Origin of the sequence: Ensifer sp. ENS07 (assembly GCF_014852185.1) — a bacterium.
GTDB classification, from domain to species: Bacteria; Pseudomonadota; Alphaproteobacteria; order Rhizobiales; family Rhizobiaceae; genus Ensifer; species Ensifer adhaerens.
This window is the reverse complement of sequence record NZ_JACVBE010000009.1, coordinates 112,246-130,403: the sequence shown is the minus strand read 5'-3', so window position 1 is coordinate 130,403 and position 18,158 is coordinate 112,246. Positions and strand designations below refer to the sequence as shown.

General features: G+C 61.7%; 16 protein-coding genes. 12 read left to right on the top strand and 4 right to left on the bottom strand.

Annotation, left to right across the window (positions count from 1 at the left end; all coding sequences use genetic code 11):
- Positions 1-10: 10 nt before the first annotated feature.
- From IB277_RS24600 to IB277_RS24590, 4 genes are all read right to left on the bottom strand, one after another.
- On the bottom strand, positions 11-598 hold the full coding sequence (locus tag IB277_RS24600; RefSeq protein WP_034805804.1) for a protein-S-isoprenylcysteine O-methyltransferase: 588 nt from the start codon (positions 596-598) through the stop codon (positions 11-13).
- A gap of 218 nt (positions 599-816) precedes the next feature.
- Positions 817-1,389, bottom strand: a complete 573-nt coding sequence (locus IB277_RS24595; RefSeq protein ID WP_060581005.1) for a hypothetical protein — start codon at positions 1,387-1,389, stop codon at positions 817-819.
- 145 nt (positions 1,390-1,534) lie between these two features.
- Positions 1,535-1,666: an ABC transporter gene (locus IB277_RS38230; RefSeq protein ID WP_077963089.1), complete on the bottom strand. Its 132-nt coding sequence runs from the start codon at positions 1,664-1,666 to the stop codon at positions 1,535-1,537.
- Positions 1,667-1,856: 190 nt separating this feature from the next.
- Positions 1,857-2,444, bottom strand: a complete 588-nt coding sequence (locus IB277_RS24590; RefSeq protein WP_060530487.1) for a L,D-transpeptidase — start codon at positions 2,442-2,444, stop codon at positions 1,857-1,859.
- Between the two features lie 330 nt (positions 2,445-2,774).
- Here IB277_RS24590 and IB277_RS24585 point away from each other — a divergent pair, with 330 nt between their 5' ends.
- The 12 genes from IB277_RS24585 to IB277_RS24530 all read left to right on the top strand — a co-directional run bounded on the left by IB277_RS24585 (position 2,775) and on the right by IB277_RS24530 (position 18,132).
- Positions 2,775-3,530, top strand: coding sequence for an SDR family NAD(P)-dependent oxidoreductase (locus IB277_RS24585; RefSeq protein ID WP_034805810.1), 756 nt, complete (start codon positions 2,775-2,777; stop codon positions 3,528-3,530).
- 180 nt (positions 3,531-3,710) lie between these two features.
- Positions 3,711-4,784 (top strand): LacI family DNA-binding transcriptional regulator, encoded by a 1,074-nt coding sequence (locus IB277_RS24580; protein WP_234824450.1) that lies wholly within the window; start codon positions 3,711-3,713, stop codon positions 4,782-4,784.
- Positions 4,785-4,803: 19 nt separating this feature from the next.
- Positions 4,804-5,550 (top strand): transporter substrate-binding domain-containing protein, encoded by a 747-nt coding sequence (locus IB277_RS24575; protein ID WP_034805816.1) that lies wholly within the window; start codon positions 4,804-4,806, stop codon positions 5,548-5,550.
- A 74-nt stretch (positions 5,551-5,624) separates the two neighbouring features.
- Entirely contained in the window at positions 5,625-7,280 is a 1,656-nt protein-coding gene (locus IB277_RS24570) for an amino acid ABC transporter permease (RefSeq protein ID WP_192371987.1), read from the top strand.
- A complete protein-coding gene (locus IB277_RS24565; protein ID WP_112985489.1) occupies positions 7,261-7,953 on the top strand; it encodes an SDR family oxidoreductase in 693 nt (230 codons plus the stop codon). Before IB277_RS24570 ends, IB277_RS24565 begins: the two co-directional genes overlap by 20 nt.
- 12 nt (positions 7,954-7,965) lie before the next feature.
- The gene (locus tag IB277_RS24560) at positions 7,966-10,998 is read left to right on the top strand and encodes an aminotransferase class III-fold pyridoxal phosphate-dependent enzyme (RefSeq protein ID WP_192371986.1); all 3,033 of its coding nucleotides are present in this window, start codon (positions 7,966-7,968) and stop codon (positions 10,996-10,998) included.
- A gap of 194 nt (positions 10,999-11,192) precedes the next feature.
- Positions 11,193-12,341 carry an ABC transporter ATP-binding protein gene (locus IB277_RS24555; RefSeq protein WP_060522036.1) on the top strand — a complete coding sequence of 383 codons (1,149 nt, stop codon included), beginning with the start codon at positions 11,193-11,195 and terminating at the stop codon, positions 12,339-12,341.
- A gap of 20 nt (positions 12,342-12,361) precedes the next feature.
- Positions 12,362-13,591, top strand: a complete 1,230-nt coding sequence (locus tag IB277_RS24550; protein ID WP_060581002.1) for a sugar ABC transporter substrate-binding protein — start codon at positions 12,362-12,364, stop codon at positions 13,589-13,591.
- Between the two features lie 25 nt (positions 13,592-13,616).
- Positions 13,617-14,570, top strand: coding sequence for a carbohydrate ABC transporter permease (locus IB277_RS24545; protein ID WP_234798784.1), 954 nt, complete (start codon positions 13,617-13,619; stop codon positions 14,568-14,570).
- Positions 14,563-15,375: a carbohydrate ABC transporter permease gene (locus IB277_RS24540; protein ID WP_034805833.1), complete on the top strand. Its 813-nt coding sequence runs from the start codon at positions 14,563-14,565 to the stop codon at positions 15,373-15,375. The genes IB277_RS24545 and IB277_RS24540 overlap by 8 nt, the downstream gene beginning before the upstream one ends.
- Before the next feature lie 4 nt (positions 15,376-15,379).
- Positions 15,380-17,083 (top strand): amylo-alpha-1,6-glucosidase, encoded by a 1,704-nt coding sequence (locus IB277_RS24535; protein WP_113079284.1) that lies wholly within the window; start codon positions 15,380-15,382, stop codon positions 17,081-17,083.
- Between the two features lie 14 nt (positions 17,084-17,097).
- Positions 17,098-18,132: a LacI family DNA-binding transcriptional regulator gene (locus IB277_RS24530; RefSeq protein WP_034805837.1), complete on the top strand. Its 1,035-nt coding sequence runs from the start codon at positions 17,098-17,100 to the stop codon at positions 18,130-18,132.
- The last annotated feature ends 26 nt before the right edge of the window (positions 18,133-18,158 follow it).

Below are 18,158 nucleotides of genomic sequence, written 5' to 3'. Positions count from 1 at the left end.
AGTGCCACCTCTAATAGATATAGGGTATAATTCGCTTCGTCCTGTCCATGTAAGCGCGATATTCGGGCCCGAAGAATTCCAGCATCAGGCGCTCCTCCTTGCTTACACGCAGGAAGAAAAGCACAGCGAAGCCAAGGACACCCACGAGGCCAGCCACCCAGTTCGACAGCAGAAACAGCTGGCCAACGCCCATGAGCAGGAAACTGGTGTACATCGGATGGCGCACGAGGGCGTAAGGGCCCCCGCAGATCAACTGATGTTTTTCGCGAATTTCCAGCGAGATCGACCAGTTTCGGCCGAGTTCCTTGTGGGTGCGGCGGAACGTCCATAGAGCCAAGGCGAAGATGACGCCGCCAAGACCCACCGACCATGGGCGCCCCGTATAGTCGGCGAAAGCGGGGATTCCCGTTGCAACATACAATCCGGGCAAAATCGCAAGGCCCGCCAACGCAGCGGCCAGACCGATCGTATCGCTCGCCGAGCGACGACTGCTCATCACCCGCACGCGCTTTGCCCGGCGCTCAAAGGGATAACGGATAACGTACCAGGCAATGATGCCTATGACCCAGACGATTTCGCCAATGGAAGCGACAGACATGTTCACGTTGTTTCACTCAAGCTCTTTTGCTGCAGGGTTCGATCACCGAAGCGGCAAGCGTAGGTGAGACTGCCACGCGCCGCCTCGACCTGACAAGGTACCGAAACGTCGACGGCCAACCGATACCCATAATCAGCAGCCAAGGGTGGTGATGGCAGCCGATGATGGCGCAAGCGGTCCTTGTTGACCGTTCGGAGGGGTGCGCGTGTTCTTTCAGCCTATCCGCCGTTCATCTCGCGTAGTCTCGTGATGAACTGCTGGGGCCTGAGCCAGATGCCTGGTGTCTTGTAGCCCATGGAGCGGGCGATGTCGGCGACGAAAGCGTTGCAGTTGTAGATTGACGCCTGCCAGAAGCGGGCTTCGGACTTGAGCTTTCGGATCTTGGCAACGACGTCGCGATACTCCGCTTCCGTCAACATGACGCGCCAGCTCGCGGACCTGTACTGTTCCTCCAGATCACCGTCACTGGCGCCAGTTTCGGCCGGCACCGGCAAAACGTGACCAATTACATAGGGAGCGGTATCGTTTGTCGCTGGGGCAAGCCCCGCAACTTCTGGATTGACCATTGCTCCAGACTTGCTGAGCCGGCCAAAAATTACGTAGGAGTGACCGTAACTGAGGGCATAACGAGAGCGGAACTCAATGAAATAGCCCTGATCGCGCTGTTGTGACGTTGTGCCCGCGTAGCTTGAGACGAATCGCGGCTGAGGGCCCTTGTCCTGCGATTGACACGCCGTAACCGCGATTGCGGCCAGGACGGCGAACGAAATACGACCTCGTGAACGAGTCATTTCTGCGCGATGTCTCCCAAATTCTGATCAGGCTGCGAAGGTGCGACTGGTGGATTTCGATTCGCGCCGCGAAATGTGGCCAAGCCGGCCACGGTCAGACAGGGCGGGAAGGACTGTGAGGTCCTCCCCGAACTAAGGTCAGTGACTATTTGTAAACGGGCGCTGGTTCTTCAGCCACCGGTGGTGGCGCCTTGCCTTTGCCTTTACCGATTGTCCCGCAAGCGGCGAGGCTGGCCACGGAAAGCAACGCAACTGTCACGATTAGAATTCGGCTCATCAATATTTCCTTTCCTCTGTTGTCGGAATGGTTATTCGAAGGCTACATTCATAGTATTACCGGCAATTCGAGATTCGTCCTAGTGCAGAAATAACACGCTCGTTGGTCGGTTTATCGTTACCGAAGTTTAAATAATCCATCAAAGCGTGCTGGGCCCTACTCCAATGTCAAACTCAGATAGAGTACGGCTTCAAATGATCAATACCGAAGTTCCAATCGGTGTCCGTGCGTATAGGTCGACGATGTCCTCGTTGGTGAGGCGGATGCAGCCGTTGGAAACGGCTTGCCCTATTGTCCAGGGCGCATTTGTACCGTGGAGGCGGAACTTGGTGTCCTGTCCATTGCGATAAAGGTATAGAGCCGACGCCCCTAGCGGGTTGTGAGGGCCGCCTGTAACGCCACCGGCGTATTGCGCCAATTCCGGCTTGCGTCGGATCATGCTTGCCGTCGGTGTCCATGTCGGCCATTCCGCCTTTCGACCGACAACTGCCCGCCCCTTGAGGGTTAGGCCTTCTTCTCCGACGCCGATTCCGTAGCGCATCGCCCACCCACCACTTTCGATCGAGTAGAGGTAGCGTTGCGATGTGTCGACAAGGATCGTTCCGGCCGGCTCGTTGCCGTCATATCGGACGTGCCGTTTTCGGTAGCGACGATCAACGCCCGGGGTGCCGCCGTATAGGGACGGAAAGGAGACGCCTTGCCAAGTTGAACTGCATCCCGCCAACAAGCCAAGGCTGCCGATTAACAGGAGTCTCCGTGTAATGCGGTGATTGTCCATCTTTACCTGCTGAGAAAAATGGTACGCCCCGAATCTTTCTAGCATTACAATATTGCCTGGCCAAGTTCCAATGAATCAGGTGAGGCTTGCAAGCAGATAATCAGATGACGCTTAATATTTTTTCTGCGTCCCAGGGGATGAACGAAAAGGATTGTATATCTGGAACGAGAGGATGGGTGTGATGCATGGATTGGATTAAAATTTGCTGCGATTCTTGTGTGTAGTTGCATCAGCCAGGTTGGAAGATCGGGGCCCGATGTGCGCCCATGAAATGACTTGCGATGTCGTGCACGCTCGACGGGTCGAAACATGTAAATTAGGAATGGCAGCATGAATTTAGGCTTCGCTGGCAAGGTAGCGCTCGTGACTGGCGCGGGTTCGGGAATTGGCGCAGCCGTGTGTCGGCAACTCGCTGCCGAGGGGGCAGAAGTGGTGGCTGCCGACGTCGACGCTGAGGGCGCGCGCAACATCGTTGCGGAGCTTCGCGCGAAGGGGGGCGCAGCCCACGACGTTGCCGTCGATGTTGCTGACGCTGCCGCCGTGGAAAAGCTGGTTGCCTTCGCTGTTAAGACCTGCGGCGGTCTGCATCTGGCGGTCAACAATGCCGGCGTCGATGGGGTCCGCAAGGCGACCGCCGACTATCCAGTTGATGGCTGGCACGCATTGATGAATGTGAACCTGCACGGCGTCTTCTATTGTATGAAGTACGAGATCGCGGCCATGGTCGCTCAGGGCGGGGGTGCCATCGTCAATACCTCTTCCATTCTGGGCGCTGTCGCTCTGCCGGCCGCAGCCGCCTACACGGCCGCCAAGCATGCAGTGGTTGGGCTGACGAAGGCTGCTGCAATCGAATATGCCCGAACGGGAATTCGTATCAATGCCGTGGCGCCTGGTTGGATCGACACGCCGCTCTCGGCGGAAAATGCTGACGTGGCAAAAAACAGGCGCATGATGTCTCTGCAGCCGATGGGTCGTCTCGGTACGCCGGATGAGGTTGCTGCCCTGATCTGTTTCCTGTTGTCCGAGCAGGCGAGTTTCATCACCGGGAGCGTTCATCTCGTTGACGGCGCCTACACCGCTCACTAACGGGCGGCGTATTCACTCTTTAGATCACCTCCCTATGGTTCTAGGCACGTAGATGCGCGCGTCCGGCATCGCGCTGCGGCTTGTTGCGACGCGGAAATAAAAACGTTTTTATTTTTCTTGAAAACGTTTTTATTGGCTGTTACCTCTATGTTCAGGAGAGGTCGAGTCGTGGGAGGGTGCATGGCGACTGAGATGCACAGGGCGCGGCGCACGCCGACGCCGACGATCAAGACCCTGGCCGAGATGACGGGCTATTCCATCGCAACGATCTCGAAGGCCTTGCGCGAATCCCCGGTGGTCGCGCCGGCGACAAGAGACATCATTTACAAGGCAGCCCGTGAGGTCGGCTATCAGGCCAACGCCCGCGGCATGGCGCTTCGCACCGGCAAGAGCTTTCAGGCCGCAGTGCTGATGCCGGTGACTGCGGCACGCGACTATGAATGGGACGGCGTCGAATACACCCAGACCCTCAGCGGCATCAGCCAGGCACTCGATGGCACCGACTACCGCATGTCGGTGCACGTGATCCGCGACGCGGCCGATGGCGCGGACGCGGCGCGCCGCATCGTCGATCAGGGGCTTGCCGATGGCCTGATCTTCTCCGGTATTCTCGCCGATGACCCGCGCATCGATCTGCTCGTCGCTGAGGATTTCCCGTTCGTCTCGATGGGGCGCTGCCGCGGGGATCTCAACTATGCCCATGTCGACATCGACAACGAATGGGCAGCGCATGCGGCGACCGCGCGGCTGATCGCCGGCGGCCACCGGCGGATCGCGCTCGTCAATCCGGAGCGGCGGCTTTCCTACGCGCTCGACAGGATCGACGGTTTCGTCCGGGCGTTTCGCGAGGCCGGCCTGGAAGCCCCGATGGATCTGATTGCCGAAGGCGACCTCTCGACCCATTTCGGCCGGCAGACGGTGATCGATTTCCTGCAGCTCGACGACGCTCCGACCGCCTTCGTCTGCATCAACGAATCCACCACGCTCGGCGTGCTCTCGGGGCTCGGCAGCCTCGGACGCCAGGTCGGCGTCGATGTTGACGTCATCGCCTATGACGACATCAACGTCAGCGCCTACTTCACGCCGCCGATCACGACTTTCTATCAGCCGATCGAGGTGCTCGGTCGCACGCTCGGGCAATTCCTGCTGCGCCGTATGGAGGGGGAGGACCCTGGGGTGTTGCGGCAGGTCTTCAGGCCGACACTGATCGCGCGCCAGCCCGATAATCTCGGTGGCCGCCTGATCCAAAGTTAATCATCCAAGGAGGAGAACCATGAAGAAACTGATGATTGCCCTGGCTGTAGCAGCCCTTGCTTCGAGCGTGTCCCACGCCGCCGATCTCGGCGGCAAACTGCTGAAGGTCGGATCCGACACGACCTCGCCGCCGATGGAGAGCATCGATCCGGCAACCGGACAGGTGGTCGGTTTCGATGTCGACGTGGTCAATGCCGTCTGCGCCAAGATCAACTGCCAGGCCGAATTCATCACGACCGGCTGGGACGGCATCTTCGCAGCCCTCGACCAGGGCAGCTTCGACCTCGTCGCCTCCGGCGTCTCGATCACTGAGGAACGCAAGAAGGCGATGGATTTTTCCGATCCCTACATCGTCAACAGCCAGGCTGTGCTCATGCGCGCTGACGACCAGGGCATCACGCTCGACGCGTTCAAGAATGCCGGCAGAAAGCTTTCCGCCCAGGCAAACACGACGGACGCCCAAGTCGCTGAAAGCGTCGTCGGCAAGGAGAACGTCGCTGCTTACGACACGTTCAGCGCCGCGATCATCGCGTTGAAAAACAAGGATGTCGACGGCGTCGTCATCAACGGCGCCAATGCGGCTGCCTACGAGCGCGAGTTCGCCGGCGAGCTCGTCGTTGCCATCAAGGACCTCGAATCCGATCCGCTCGGCCTCGTCTTCCGCAAGGGCGACGAGAATGTTGCGGCTTTCAACGAAGGCCTGAAGATGATCAAGGACGACGGCACGCTCGACCAGCTGATCAGCAAATACTGGGGCCTTAAGTAAGCCCAGAGTGCCGATCGGGCCCGGAGCATGCTCCGGGTCCTCCGTCTGTCTAATCTATGCCCCCGGAGGAATGAATGTCGTTCCTGAGAAGCGTGCGTCCGAGCAATCTGATCATCCTGACCGCGCTGCCCTTCATCATCTATCTGTTTATTTCCTCCGGCGACTATCAGCGCTCGCTGCGGGCGATCCTCGGTGTCGAAAACGGTTCGTCGGCCTTCGTGCCTGGCTTTCTGGCGCTGGCGATCGCATTTACTTCGGGCATCGCGGTGCTCGTATTCTCGCGCGCCAAGGCGCCGCGTCCGCGCCTCGCCAATGTGGCGGCGCTGCTCAATCTCGCTGCCGCCGCCGTTCTCGTTATCGGCCACAGTATCCATCCCTTCATCGCGTCCGTCGTCGCCAATGGCGTCGATCCGTTCAAGTCGACATTGATCGCAAAGGGCGTGACGCCGCGGCAATTGACCGAGGCTGCGGATCTCATGGTGCAGGGCGTCGAGGCCTGGCTGTTTCCCGCCTATCTGGGGGTCACGCTGATTGGTCTTGGTCTTCATTTCTGGAGCAGACGTCCCGATGCTCCTCCTGACGGAAGGTCGCGCCGCATCGCGCGCTGGATCATCGGCCTCGTCAACGGTGCGGGTCTCGTCTTCATCTTCTTCTTCGCCCATATCGCCTTTGCGGCCGGTGTGGCGACCACCATCCGCGCGGCGATCGCAGCTTATATCCTGGCGGCGCTCATGGGCCTTGTCTGGGTTGGGCTGTTGCAACTGCACTCGACGGTGAGGACCAGCCTCTATTTTGCGATCGCCACCCTGGTGCTGGCGGTTGCGGCCGGCTGGTTCCTCATGCAGCCGCGCGACACCTACCTGCTCGCCGGCACGCTGGACGGCAAGGTCGGCATCATCACCAATACGCCGGCGGGGCTCATCAGCGCCGTGCGTTTCGGTCAGTATGACGGCGCGCCGCAGACGGAAACGCCGGTCCGCACCTTCGTCGGCCCGACCGAGGCGCTGGCGTCGATCGCCAAGGGCGAGGGCGTTTCCGGGGCCTTGCTGCCGGCTGCCTCCGCTCCGGCAGACATGCCGGTCCTGTGGAAGACCGAGGCGCTCAACGACCGCGACCGTGCCGCCGGTGTCACCGTCGCCGTGCTTGCGATCATCCTTGGCCTTCTCACTTTCGGCGGCTATCTGCACCAGCGCCATCCTCTGGCGATCGGCTCGGAGTTCATCGTCGATACGATCCGCGGCATTCCGATGCTGGTGATCGTGCTTTATGTCGGCCTGCCCTTGAGCGGGGCGCTGAAGGACGCGACGCAAGGGGTGCTCGACCCGCCAAACCTGATGCGCGGCATCGTCGCGATGGCACTCGCCTATTCGGCCTATCTCGCCGAAATCTTCCGCTCGGGCATCAATGCGATCCCGGTCGGCCAGGTCGAAGCGGCGCGCAGCATCGGCCTCAACCGTTGGCAGACGGCGCGTCTCGTCGTGCTGCCGCAGGCTTTCCGCATCATCATCCCGCCGCTTGGCAACGAACTGATCGCGATCCTCAAGGACACGTCGCTGCTTTCGATCCTGTCGATCCGCGACATCACCCAGCGCATGCGGGAGTTCCAGTCGGCAAGCTTCCTGCCGTTCGCGCCCTATAACTCGGCGGCGATCTTCTACATCTTCCTGACGTTGGCGGCGGCCAGCCTCGTCAACATGATCGAGCGGAAATATGACATCAAGCACCGCTAGGCCCCGCACGGTTCTGATCACGGGCGCCTCCCGCGGGCTCGGCGCAGAACTCGCGCGGCTTTACGCCGAAGACGGCTGGCGGGTGATCGCCTGCCAGCGGGGACCGGTCGCGAGCGAAGGTTCGGCGGATCGGTTGGTGCTGGACGTTGCCGATCCCGCATCGATCGAGGCTCTCGGTCAGTCGCTGCAAGGCGTCGCGATCGATCTGCTGATCAACAATGCGGCCGTGCGCGGCGATACCGGCGGCCTCGCGACGCTTGAACCGGGCGAGTTTCTCGATGTTATGCGCGTCAATGCGCTGGCGCCGCTGCTGGTGACGCGGGCGCTCCTTGCGAACCTGCGCGCCGGCGAACATCGCGTCGTCGCCAATATCAGCAGCCGCGCCGGCTCCCTTGCCGAAGGCACGCTCGACGATGATGACGGCGACTATGCCTATCGCTGCTCCAAGGCGGCCCTGAACATGGCGACGGTCAAGCTGGCGCAGGATCTGAAGGGCGACGGGATTTCCGTCGTCTCGCTGCATCCTGGTTGGGTGCAGACGGATATGGGCGGCAGCGAAGCCGTCGTTTCGGTGGCGACAAGTGCTGCCGGGCTGAAGGCGATCATCGACGGCACAGGTTTGGCCGATAGCGGCAGTTTCCGCGCCTATGACGGGCGCCGGGTTTCGTGGTGACAGGACAGTGAAATGGCAGACAGAGATTTGAGAACCGAGCAGGAATTGGCAACGATCCGGATCTGGCTCATTGAGACCTACGGCATCGAGGCAAGCCTCTCGCCGCTGCAGGGCGAGCACGATCTCAACTATCGTGTCTCGGCTGCCGATGGCCAGGAGTATCTGTTGAAGCTGCACGCTGCCGGCGATGCGGACGAACTCGAGATGCAGATTGCGGTGCTCGAACACATCGCCGCCAAGGATTCGGGGCTGCCGATCTCACGGACGTTTCGCGATCGCTCGGGTGGCGTCACCAGCAAGATCGAACTTCGAGGCCCGCGCACCGCACGGCTGCTCGCCTGGCTGCCCGGCGATATCTGGGCGAAGGCGCCGCTTCGCGACATGGCGAGCGCCGAAAGCCTCGGGCGCCTGCTCGCCGGTCTTGACCGCGGCCTCGAAGATTTCTCCCATGCGGGCGCCCAGCGGCTCTATGCCTGGGACATCGGCCGCGCCGACATGCACGCTTGCCATGTTGAACTGATCGACGGCGCCGACAAGCGGGAAGCGGTTCAGGCGATCCTCGAGCACTTTTCTTCGACGGTCCTTCCGCGTCTTGCCTCCTGCCCGAAGCAGGTCATTCACAACGACGCCAACGACTACAACGTGCTGCTCGACAAGGATGGCGTTGTCAGCGGCTTGCTCGACTTCGGTGATATGGTCGAGACCTGGCGCGTGATCGAGATCGCCGTCGCCTCTGCCTATGCGCTGATCGGGTCTCCCGATCCGGTCGGCATGGTTGCAGCCCTTGCCGGCGCCTACCATCAGGTCAATCCGTTAAGCGAGGCGGAAGTCGACCTGGTCTTCGATCTGGTCAAGACCCGCTATGCCGTCAGCATGTGCATGGCGGCAAAGCAGATCCGGGACAATCCTGAGAATACCTATCTGCTCGTCAGCCAGGAGGATGTCTGGCGCGAGCTCAATCGCCTGCAGGGCGAAAACCGCGCAATCGCCATCGCGCGCATCCGCGATGCCTGCGGCTTTGCGCCGATCCCGCATGCCGCTGCCGTGGTTCGCTGGCTCGAAAAGAACGCGCATGACTTCGCGCCGATCGTTCGGCCCTCGGTCAAAAAGCCGAAGGTGACGGTGTTCGATTTCTCCGCCGCCGGCCCGGAGGCCGCGCGATGGTCAAGCCTCGATGCGGCGGAAGCTGAAGCCCGCATCATGGCCCAGATCGGCAGCGAAGGCGCCGCCTTCGGCATCGGCCTCTACGGCGAGGATCGCGGGATCTACCAGGGCGACGCCTATGAGACAGCGATCGAAGGCGCGCGGCGCTCGGTGCATCTCGGCGTCGACATCTTCGCGCCGGCGGGCGAGCCGGTCTCGGCACCCTTCGCCGGCAAGGTCGCCTATATACACGACGACGCGGTTGCCTTTGGTTTCGGTCCGACCGTACTTCTCGAGCACGAGGTCGAAGGCGGTCTGCGCTTCTGGACGCTCTACGGTCATCTTTCGCGCAACAGCGTTGCCAAGCTCGCCAAGGGGCAGGCGATCGCCAAGGGCGAGGTTTTTGCCGCCTTCGGTTCCGCTGACGAAAACGGCAACTGGGCGCCGCATCTGCATTTCCAGATCGTCACCGATCATCTCGGTCTCGCCGGACAGATGCATGGCGTCGGCGTGCGCGATCAATGGCAGGTCTGGCGCGAAGTGAGCCCGGACCCGAGCGTCGTGCTTGGCCTTTCGGTGCCGGTCTCTGTGATCGTCCCGCGCGACAAGGCCTTTCTTGTGCGTGAACGCCATCGTCGCATTGGTCGGTCGCTGAGCATCGCCTATAGCGCGACACCCTTGAAGATCGTCGGTGGCGAGGGCGCGCATCTGATCGACGAGGACGGCACGCGCTGGCTCGACATGGTCAACAATGTCTGCCACGTCGGCCATTGCCACCCGCGCGTCGTCAAGGCCGCACAGGCGCAGATGCAGCGGCTGAACACCAATTCGCGCTACCTGCACGATTCGCTGGTCGAATATTCCCGCAGGCTCGCCGCGCAGTTTCCGGATCCGCTCAACGTCTGCTTCTTCGTCAATTCCGGCAGCGAGGCGAACGACCTCGCGATCCGGCTGGCGCGTGCCTATACCGGCAATCGCGACATCATCACCGTCGACCACGCCTATCACGGCCACCTGTCGAGCCTGATCGACGTCAGCCCCTACAAGTTCGCCGGCAAGGGCGGGGAGGGGCAGGCGTTGCATGTGAGGGTCGCCGAGATGCCGGACCTCTATCGCGGGCGCTATCGCTATGGTGACGCGGATGCGGGCCGGAAATATGCCGAGGATGTGCGCAGCCAGGTTGCGGTTCTTGCTGCCGATGGTCGCCGCCCGGCGCTTTTCTTCAGCGAAGGCATTCTTGGGACCGGTGGGCAATTGTCGCTTCCGGAAAGGTATCTGCGCGAAGCCTATGCGCATGTGCGCGCCGCCGGCGGCCTCTGCCTCGCCGACGAGGTACAGGTGGGCTTCGGCCGCGTGGGCAGCCACATGTGGGCGCATGAACTCCAGGGCGTCGTGCCTGACATCGTCACCATGGGCAAGCCGATAGGCAACGGCCACCCGATGGCGGCCGTCGTCACGACCGAAGCGATCGCGGCCTCCTTTGCCAACGGCATGGAGTATTTCAACACCTTCGGCGGCAATCCGGTCTCGGCCGAGATCGGCCTTGCCGTGCTCGATGTCATCCGCGACGAGCGGCTAATGAACCATTGCCGCGTCGTCGGTGACAGGCTGATGGACGGGGCGCGGACGCTCGCCGGCAAACACGCGATCATCGGTGATGTCAGAGGCCACGGCCTCTTCAACGGCATCGAACTGGTGCGCGACCGCGAGACGCTGGAGCCGGCAGCGCGCGAGCTTGATTTCGTCATTGCCGAGATGAAGCGCAAGCACCGCATTCTCTTGAGCAGCGAGGGACCGCACCACAATGTGCTGAAGGTGAAGCCGCCGGCGCCCTTCAGCGCCGAGGATTGCGACCGCTTCCTCGATGCGCTGGACGATACGCTTCAGCGTCTAAGCGTCTGAGACAAAAGACCAAAAACGGCCGCCTCCGGGCGGCCGTTTTGTCATTGCTCTCTGCTCTCAACAGCAAAATCGGATCGATGCGATTTTCCGCTTTACAAGAAAGTTAAACGTTTTTATCGTGCATATAAACGTTTAACTTGGTGCTGCAACTCGGCCGTTGGCCGCAGCAGTGCTCCGCCGGCAGGGAGGGCCCGTTGGCAGCGATCCGCATCGACAATTTGCGCAAAGGCTTTGGTTCGCTCGAAGTCTTGAAGGGTATCAACCTCGATATCGCCGACGGCGAGTTCGTCTGCTTCCTCGGTCCGTCCGGCTGCGGCAAGAGCACGCTGCTGCGCTCGATCGCCGGCCTCGAGGATCTCGACGGCGGCTCGATCCATCTCGGCGATCGCGATATCACCGACGTCGCTTCGGCCAAGCGCGACATCGCCATGGTCTTCCAGAACTACGCGCTTTATCCGCACATGAACGTGCGCAAGAACCTGTCCTTCGGTCTGGCGCTGAACGGCATGAAACGCGACGAGATCGACCGCCGCGTCGAGAGCGCTGCCGACATCCTGCGCATCAAGGAACTGCTGGCCCGCAAGCCGCGCCAGCTTTCCGGCGGCCAGCGCCAGCGGGTGGCGATCGGCCGCGCGATCGTGCGTGAGCCAAAGCTCTTCCTGCTCGACGAGCCGCTGTCGAACCTCGACGCGGGCCTGCGCGTCACCATGCGCGTCGAACTTGCGGCGCTGCATGAACGTCTCGGCGTGACGATGATCTATGTGACCCACGACCAGGTGGAAGCGATGACGCTGTCCGATCGTGTCGTTGTGCTCGACAAGGGCAAGGTCAGCCAGTTCGGTACGCCGCTCGAACTCTTCTATCAGCCGGCCAACCTGTTCGTCGCCGGCTTCATCGGCTCGCCGCGCATGAACTTCGTGACCACCGAAGTGACGTCGCAGGTCGATACGGCGGTGACGCTCAACGGCGGTGGTCTCGCCCATCCGCTCACGCTCGAAATGCTCTCGGCCGCACCGGTCGCCAAGCCCAAGTCGGTGACGCTCGGCATTCGCCCGGACAAGATCGAGCTGGTTTCGGCCGAGGAGGGTCACCTCGTCGGCGACGTGCGCCTCGTCGAGCGGCTCGGCACGGAAAGCCACGTCCATATCAGCCTTCAGAATGGTGGCGACATGACCGCGGTCGTGCGCGGCACGCATCCGGTTTCCGCCCGCGAGCGCGTGCATCTGCGTCTGCCGGCCGAGCATTGCCATCTGTTCGACGGCGATGGCCAGGCGGTTGCCCGACGTCTCGATGGCGAGACGCAGGCGCTCATCAATCAGGAAAAGGCAAAGCGGGTCGCGTAACCCGAAGGAGGAGGAGAAACATGCTCAACAGGAAGTCGATCATCGGCTCGCTGATGGTTCTGGCGATCGCCGGAACCGCCACGGCTCGCGCAGAAGAGACCTTGCGTTTTGCGACCTGGGATACGGACGAAAGCCTGGCGATCCAGCAGGAAATCGCCAAGAAGTTCGAGGAAAAGCATCCAGGCGTGAAGGTTCAGGTCGAACCCTACGCCGATGGCTACGATCAGAAGCTGATCGCCGCCTTCGGTGCCGGCAACCCGCCTGATGTCATGTATATGTGGAACTTCCCGCAATACTACACGTCGCTGAAGCCGCTCGACGATCTGATCGCCAAGGATGCGGCCGAGATCAAGCCGGACGATTTCCCGAAGGGCCTGATGAACACGGTTCGTGTCGAGGGCAAGACCTACGGCATGCCGTCGGGCTTCACCACCCAGGTGGTGTTCTACAACAAGGACATGTTCGCCAGGGCCGGCGTCGAGGAACCGAAGGACGGCTGGACCTGGGACGACCTGCGCGCCAAGGCTGCCAAGTTCCGCGACGAGCCAAACAAGGTCTATGGCTTTGCCGTCGACGCCAAGCCCGACCCTTATGATTTCGAGCAGTTCCTCTGGTCGAACGGCACCAAGTACATTTCCGACGATGGCAAAAAGATCGACGGCTACATGAACAGCGACGCCGCCGCCCAAGTCCTCGACATGTTCGGCGACATGGCCAAGAAGCAGGAAGCGATCACGCTGAACCTCGGCGACGACACGTCGGGCAGCACGCTGTTCAAGGGCGGCAAGATCGCGATGTTCCAGAGCGCCATGTGGTCGAAGTCCGGCATCGATGCATCCGGCATCAAGTATGGCGTAGCACCACTGCCGAAGTTCGGCGACAAGACCGCCCACTCGGCGCTCGGCGTTTCGGCGATCTCGATCGCCAAGGATGCGGCCCATCCGGACCTCGCCTGGGAATTCGTCAAGTTCTTCTCCTCGCCGGAAGCGGTTGCCATGCGCATCAACGACCTGCCGGTGCGCACCAGCGTTGCGGAAGAAAAGGGCATGACCAAGGACCCGATCTACAAGCCGTTCTTCGACATTCTCGCGACCTCCAACACCGAAACCCATGCGTTCCTGAAGAACGCCAACTGGGGCAAGGTCCAGGACAATCTCGCTCGCGCCATCGAGGCGACGATGATCGACCAGGGCAATGCCAAGCAGCATCTCGACGAGGCGGTTGCCCGCTCGAAGCGGCTGATCAAGTAAGACAAGGGAGCCCGGGGAGATGGACATGACCTATGCAACAGCCGCAGTGCCGGCCGCGGCCAAGCGCAAGCGCTCGGCCTTCGCCCGCCACATCGCGGCCTATCTGTTCATTTCCCCGTGGATCCTCGGGTTTCTGTTCTTCACGCTTGGCCCGCTCGTCTTCTCGTTGACAATGAGCTTCTACGACTGGCCCGTCGTCGGTGAACGCACGTTCGTCGGGCTCGAAAACTATCGTTCCATGCTGTTCGAGGATCCGCAGTTCTGGGAAAGCCTCTGGATTACCGTCAAGTTTGCGGCAATCTATGTGCCGTTCAACATCGTCATGTCGTTCCTGCTGGCGCTGATGTTGCATAACATTACCTTCGCCAGCGGCTTCTTCCGCACCGCCTTCTACCTGCCGAGCGTCATTTCCGGCGTCGCGCTGGTGACGATCTGGAGCTGGATCTACAGCCGGGAATACGGGCTTTTGAACTTCATGCTCTCCTTCGTCGGCATCGACGGGCCGAACTGGCTCGGCGATCCGAACCTGGCGATCGTCGCCATCATCATCGCCAGCCTCTGGGGGCTCGGCGGCACGATGCTGATCCTCTTGACGGGCCTGAAAGCCATCCCGAAGGAGCTCTACGAGGCCGCAACCGTTTCGGGCGTTCCCGGCTGGGCGCAGATGGTCTTCATCACCCTGCCGATGCTCGGGCCGATGCTGCTCTTCACCTTCATCACCTCGATCATCTCGGCCTTCCAGCAGCTGACGATCGCGCTGCTTCTGACCAAGGGCGGACCGCTCGGCTCCACCTATTTCTTCGCCATGTACATCTACGACAACGCCTTCAAGTATTTCGACATGGGCTATGCCGCCGCCGGCTCCTGGGTGATGTTCATCATCGTGCTCCTGCTCAGCCTCGGCGTCATGCGCTGGTCGGCTGCCTGGGTCTATTACGAAGGCGAAGTCCGCCAGAACGATGGAGAGCACAATGCGTAAGACGCTGCTCTATTCCGCGCTCATCCTGCTCTCGGCGCTGTTCATCGCGCCGTTCTACTGGACCTTCATGACGGCGATCAAAAGCTCCGCCGAGCTCTACCAGTTCCCGCCAGTCTTCTGGCCGTCGGAATGGCACTGGGAGAACTTTGCCGCCGCCTGGAACAAGCAGCCCTTCGGCACCTACCTCACCAATTCGGTGATCGTCGTGGTGCTGTCGACGATCGGCCAGCTGATCTCGTCGTCGCTGGTTGCCTATGGCTTTGCCCGCTTCCGCTTCCCCGGCCGCGACCCGCTGTTCATCCTGCTGCTCGCCACCATGATGATCCCGTGGGACGTGAAGATGATCCCGCTCTACATGGAGTTCAACCTGCTCGGCTGGATCAACACGCTGAAGCCCTTGATCGTGCCCGCCTATTTCGCCGATGCTTTCTTCGTCTTCCTTTTGCGCCAGTACATCATGACTGTGCCCATGGAGATCGACGAGGCGGCCCGCATGGATGGCGCCAACGCTTTCGACATCTACTGGCGCATCCATCTGCCGCTGATGATGCCGGCCCTGGTGCTGGTCGGCACCTTCCACTTCATGAATGCCTGGAACGACTATCTCGGCCCGTTGATCTTCCTCAACGACCAGTCGAAATACACCCTCACGCTCGGCCTCTCCATGTTCAAGGGCCTGCACGAGGTGGACGTGACCTCGATCGCCGCGATCACGGTCATCCTCTGCCTGCCGCCGCTCGCCCTCTTCTTCGTCGCCCAGCGCTACATCATGGATGGCGCAGTCGGCTCGTCGGTGAAGGGATAACGGCATGCTGTTCGACATCGATACCGTGCCCTTCAGCCGCAGGGGCCGGTTCCTGACGCTCTCGATGATGCGCGTGCCGGGCCGCGACGGCGAGCGGGCACTTTATCTCCGCCACGTGGCAGGCGGCGACGAGCGGCCATCGCTCGGTCGCCTCTGCCGCGTGGAATTTCTCGATGCGGAAGGCAGGGCCGTGGCCCCGGTGCTCGTGCTTTCACCCGAACGACTCGACGCACGCGTCGGTGACGGCGAAGTCACCTTCGTCATCGGCGAAGGGGAGCGGCTGCACATATCCGGCAGACAAGCCGGCGTACGCTTTCATCTCGAAGGCTCGCGTTACGATTATGTCTACCGCACGCCGAACGGAGAGGATTGCCTCGTCGCTGCGGTCGAAAACGTCAAGTTCATCCCGCGGGCGATCACCGGCGACCTGAAGGTCACCGGCGCCTGGCAGCGCGATCATTCCGAAGACGTGTCCTTCGCCTTTTCGGGGACCGGTGCCTTCGAGGGCAATGTCGACTTCTTCCGCACCGTGCCGCCGGCTGATCGGCCCGGTCGGTTCGCCGAGGCGCTTTCGGATGCGAAGGCAGAATTCTCTGTGTGGCACGCGCGCGTTCCCGGAGGTGTTGACGGCCAGGGCGAGGCGCATCGGCTGGCAAGCTATCTGCTCTGGGCGAACGGCGTGCCGGCCGGTGGCGCGTTGACGCGGCCGGCGATCTACATGTCCAAGAACCACATGATCAACATCTGGAGCTGGGACAACGCCTTTTCGGCGCTGGGCGTTGCGGCCTTCGATCAGGATCTCGCCTTCGATCAGTTCGCAGCAATCTTCGACCACCAGGACGCCTCCGGCCTGCTGCCGGATTACATCAACGACCGCGACGTGCTCTTTGCCTTCACCAAGCCGCCGGTGCACGGTTGGGCGGTGTCGCTGATCGCAGCTGCCAATCCGGGCTTCCTGACAGCGGAGCGCAAGTCCTACCTGCGCGACGCCATCGGCCGACAGGTCGATTACTGGCTGACCCATGGACGCAAAGATGCCACGAGCCTGCCGTCCTATTTCCACGGCAACGACAGCGGCTGGGACAACGCCACCTTCTTTGCCGAAGGCGGCCCGGTGATCTCGCCGGATCTGCCGGTTTTCCTGATCCTTGCCTGCGAGGCATTGGCCGAGCTTCTTGAAGACGATCGAGAACGCCGGGCGGTGTGGCGGCAGAAGGCAGACGACCTGCAGGTGCTGCTGTTCGAGCGCCTCTGGACCGGCGACACCTTTGGCGCCCGGCTCGCTGCGGATCCGGAGCGGATACTGCCGGGCGAAAACCTCATCCAGTTCATGCCGCTGCTGCTCGGTTCGCGGCTGACGCCCGACATGCGCGAGAAGCTGGCCGCGCGGCTCGTCGCTGGCGGCTTCATCACCGAATGGGGCCCGGCGACGGAAAGCCCGAAGAGTTCCTTCTACGAAGACGACGGTTACTGGCGCGGGCCGATTTGGGCGCCGACCACACTGCTTCTCTGGGATGGACTGCGCCGGCAAGGGAAGATTGAGCTCGCGCGCGAAGTCGCGGAAAAGTTCTGTTCACTTGCGAGCAAAAGCGGTATGGCCGAAAACTTCGACGCGCGCTCGGGGAGGGGCCTTCGCGATCGCGCATTCGCCTGGACATCCGCAGTCTATCTTGTGCTGGCAGCATCGCTCAGCGCTGACAACCCGTGACGAGCAGAACCGCCATGCAGAGACCGACGATCAAGACCATTGCGCAGGAGACGGGGCTTTCCATCGCCACCGTTTCCAAGGCCCTGAAGCATTCGCCTCAGGTTCGTCCGGAGACGCGCGCGATCGTGATCGAAGCGGCGGAACGCGTCGGCTACGAACTGAACATGCATGGCGTGCAGTTACGCACCGGCAAGACCTATCAGGTCGCAGCCATCATGACCGCGCCGGGTCCGAAGCAGAACGAATGGGAAGGCGTCGAATACGCCCAGCTCCTGAGCGGCATTTCCTGGGCGCTGGAAGACAGTCCCTATCGCGTCTCGCTCTATGCGGTCCGCAATTTCGAGGAGAGCCAGGCGGTCATCAAGCAGATCGTTTCGCTGAAGAAGGCCGATGGCATCATCATCTCGGGCACCCGCGCCGACGATCCCCGCATCCGCACGATGCAGGCGGCCGATTTCCCCTTCGTCACCTATGGCACCAGCATTCACAATGCGCCGCATGCCTATGTCGATGCCGACAACGAGCAGATGATCCGGGTGTCGATGGCGCGGCTCACCGAGCGCGGTCATCGCCGCATCGCGCTGCTCAACCCGCTCTCGGACTTAAGCTACGGCATCACCCGGCACGAAGCCTACAGGCATGCGCTTGATGTCGCGGGGCTTCCCTATGATCCGGCGCTCGTCGCCCATGGCCGTCTGACGCCGGCTTTCGGCCGCGAGAACGTGCTGACCATGTCGGAGCTCGGCAACCCGCCGACCGCCTATATCTGCGCCAATGAAGCCTCCGCGCTCGGCGCCTTCTCGGGCTTCCACGAGCGCGGGCTGGTGCATGGCCGCGATGCGGTGATCAACGCCACCGACGATCTCAACGTCAGCCAGTATTTCGCGCCGCCGATCACCACCTATTACCTGCCGATCAGCGAGCCGAGCAGCCTGCTCGGCGCCTATATCCTCAGGCGCATGGAGGGTGAGCCGCCGGAAGCGCTGCAGACGCTGCTCATGCCGAACCTGATCGAGCGTTGCGACGACCGCTTGAACCCGAACCGTTGACGAATTTCACGCCCGCTCAGGGCGCT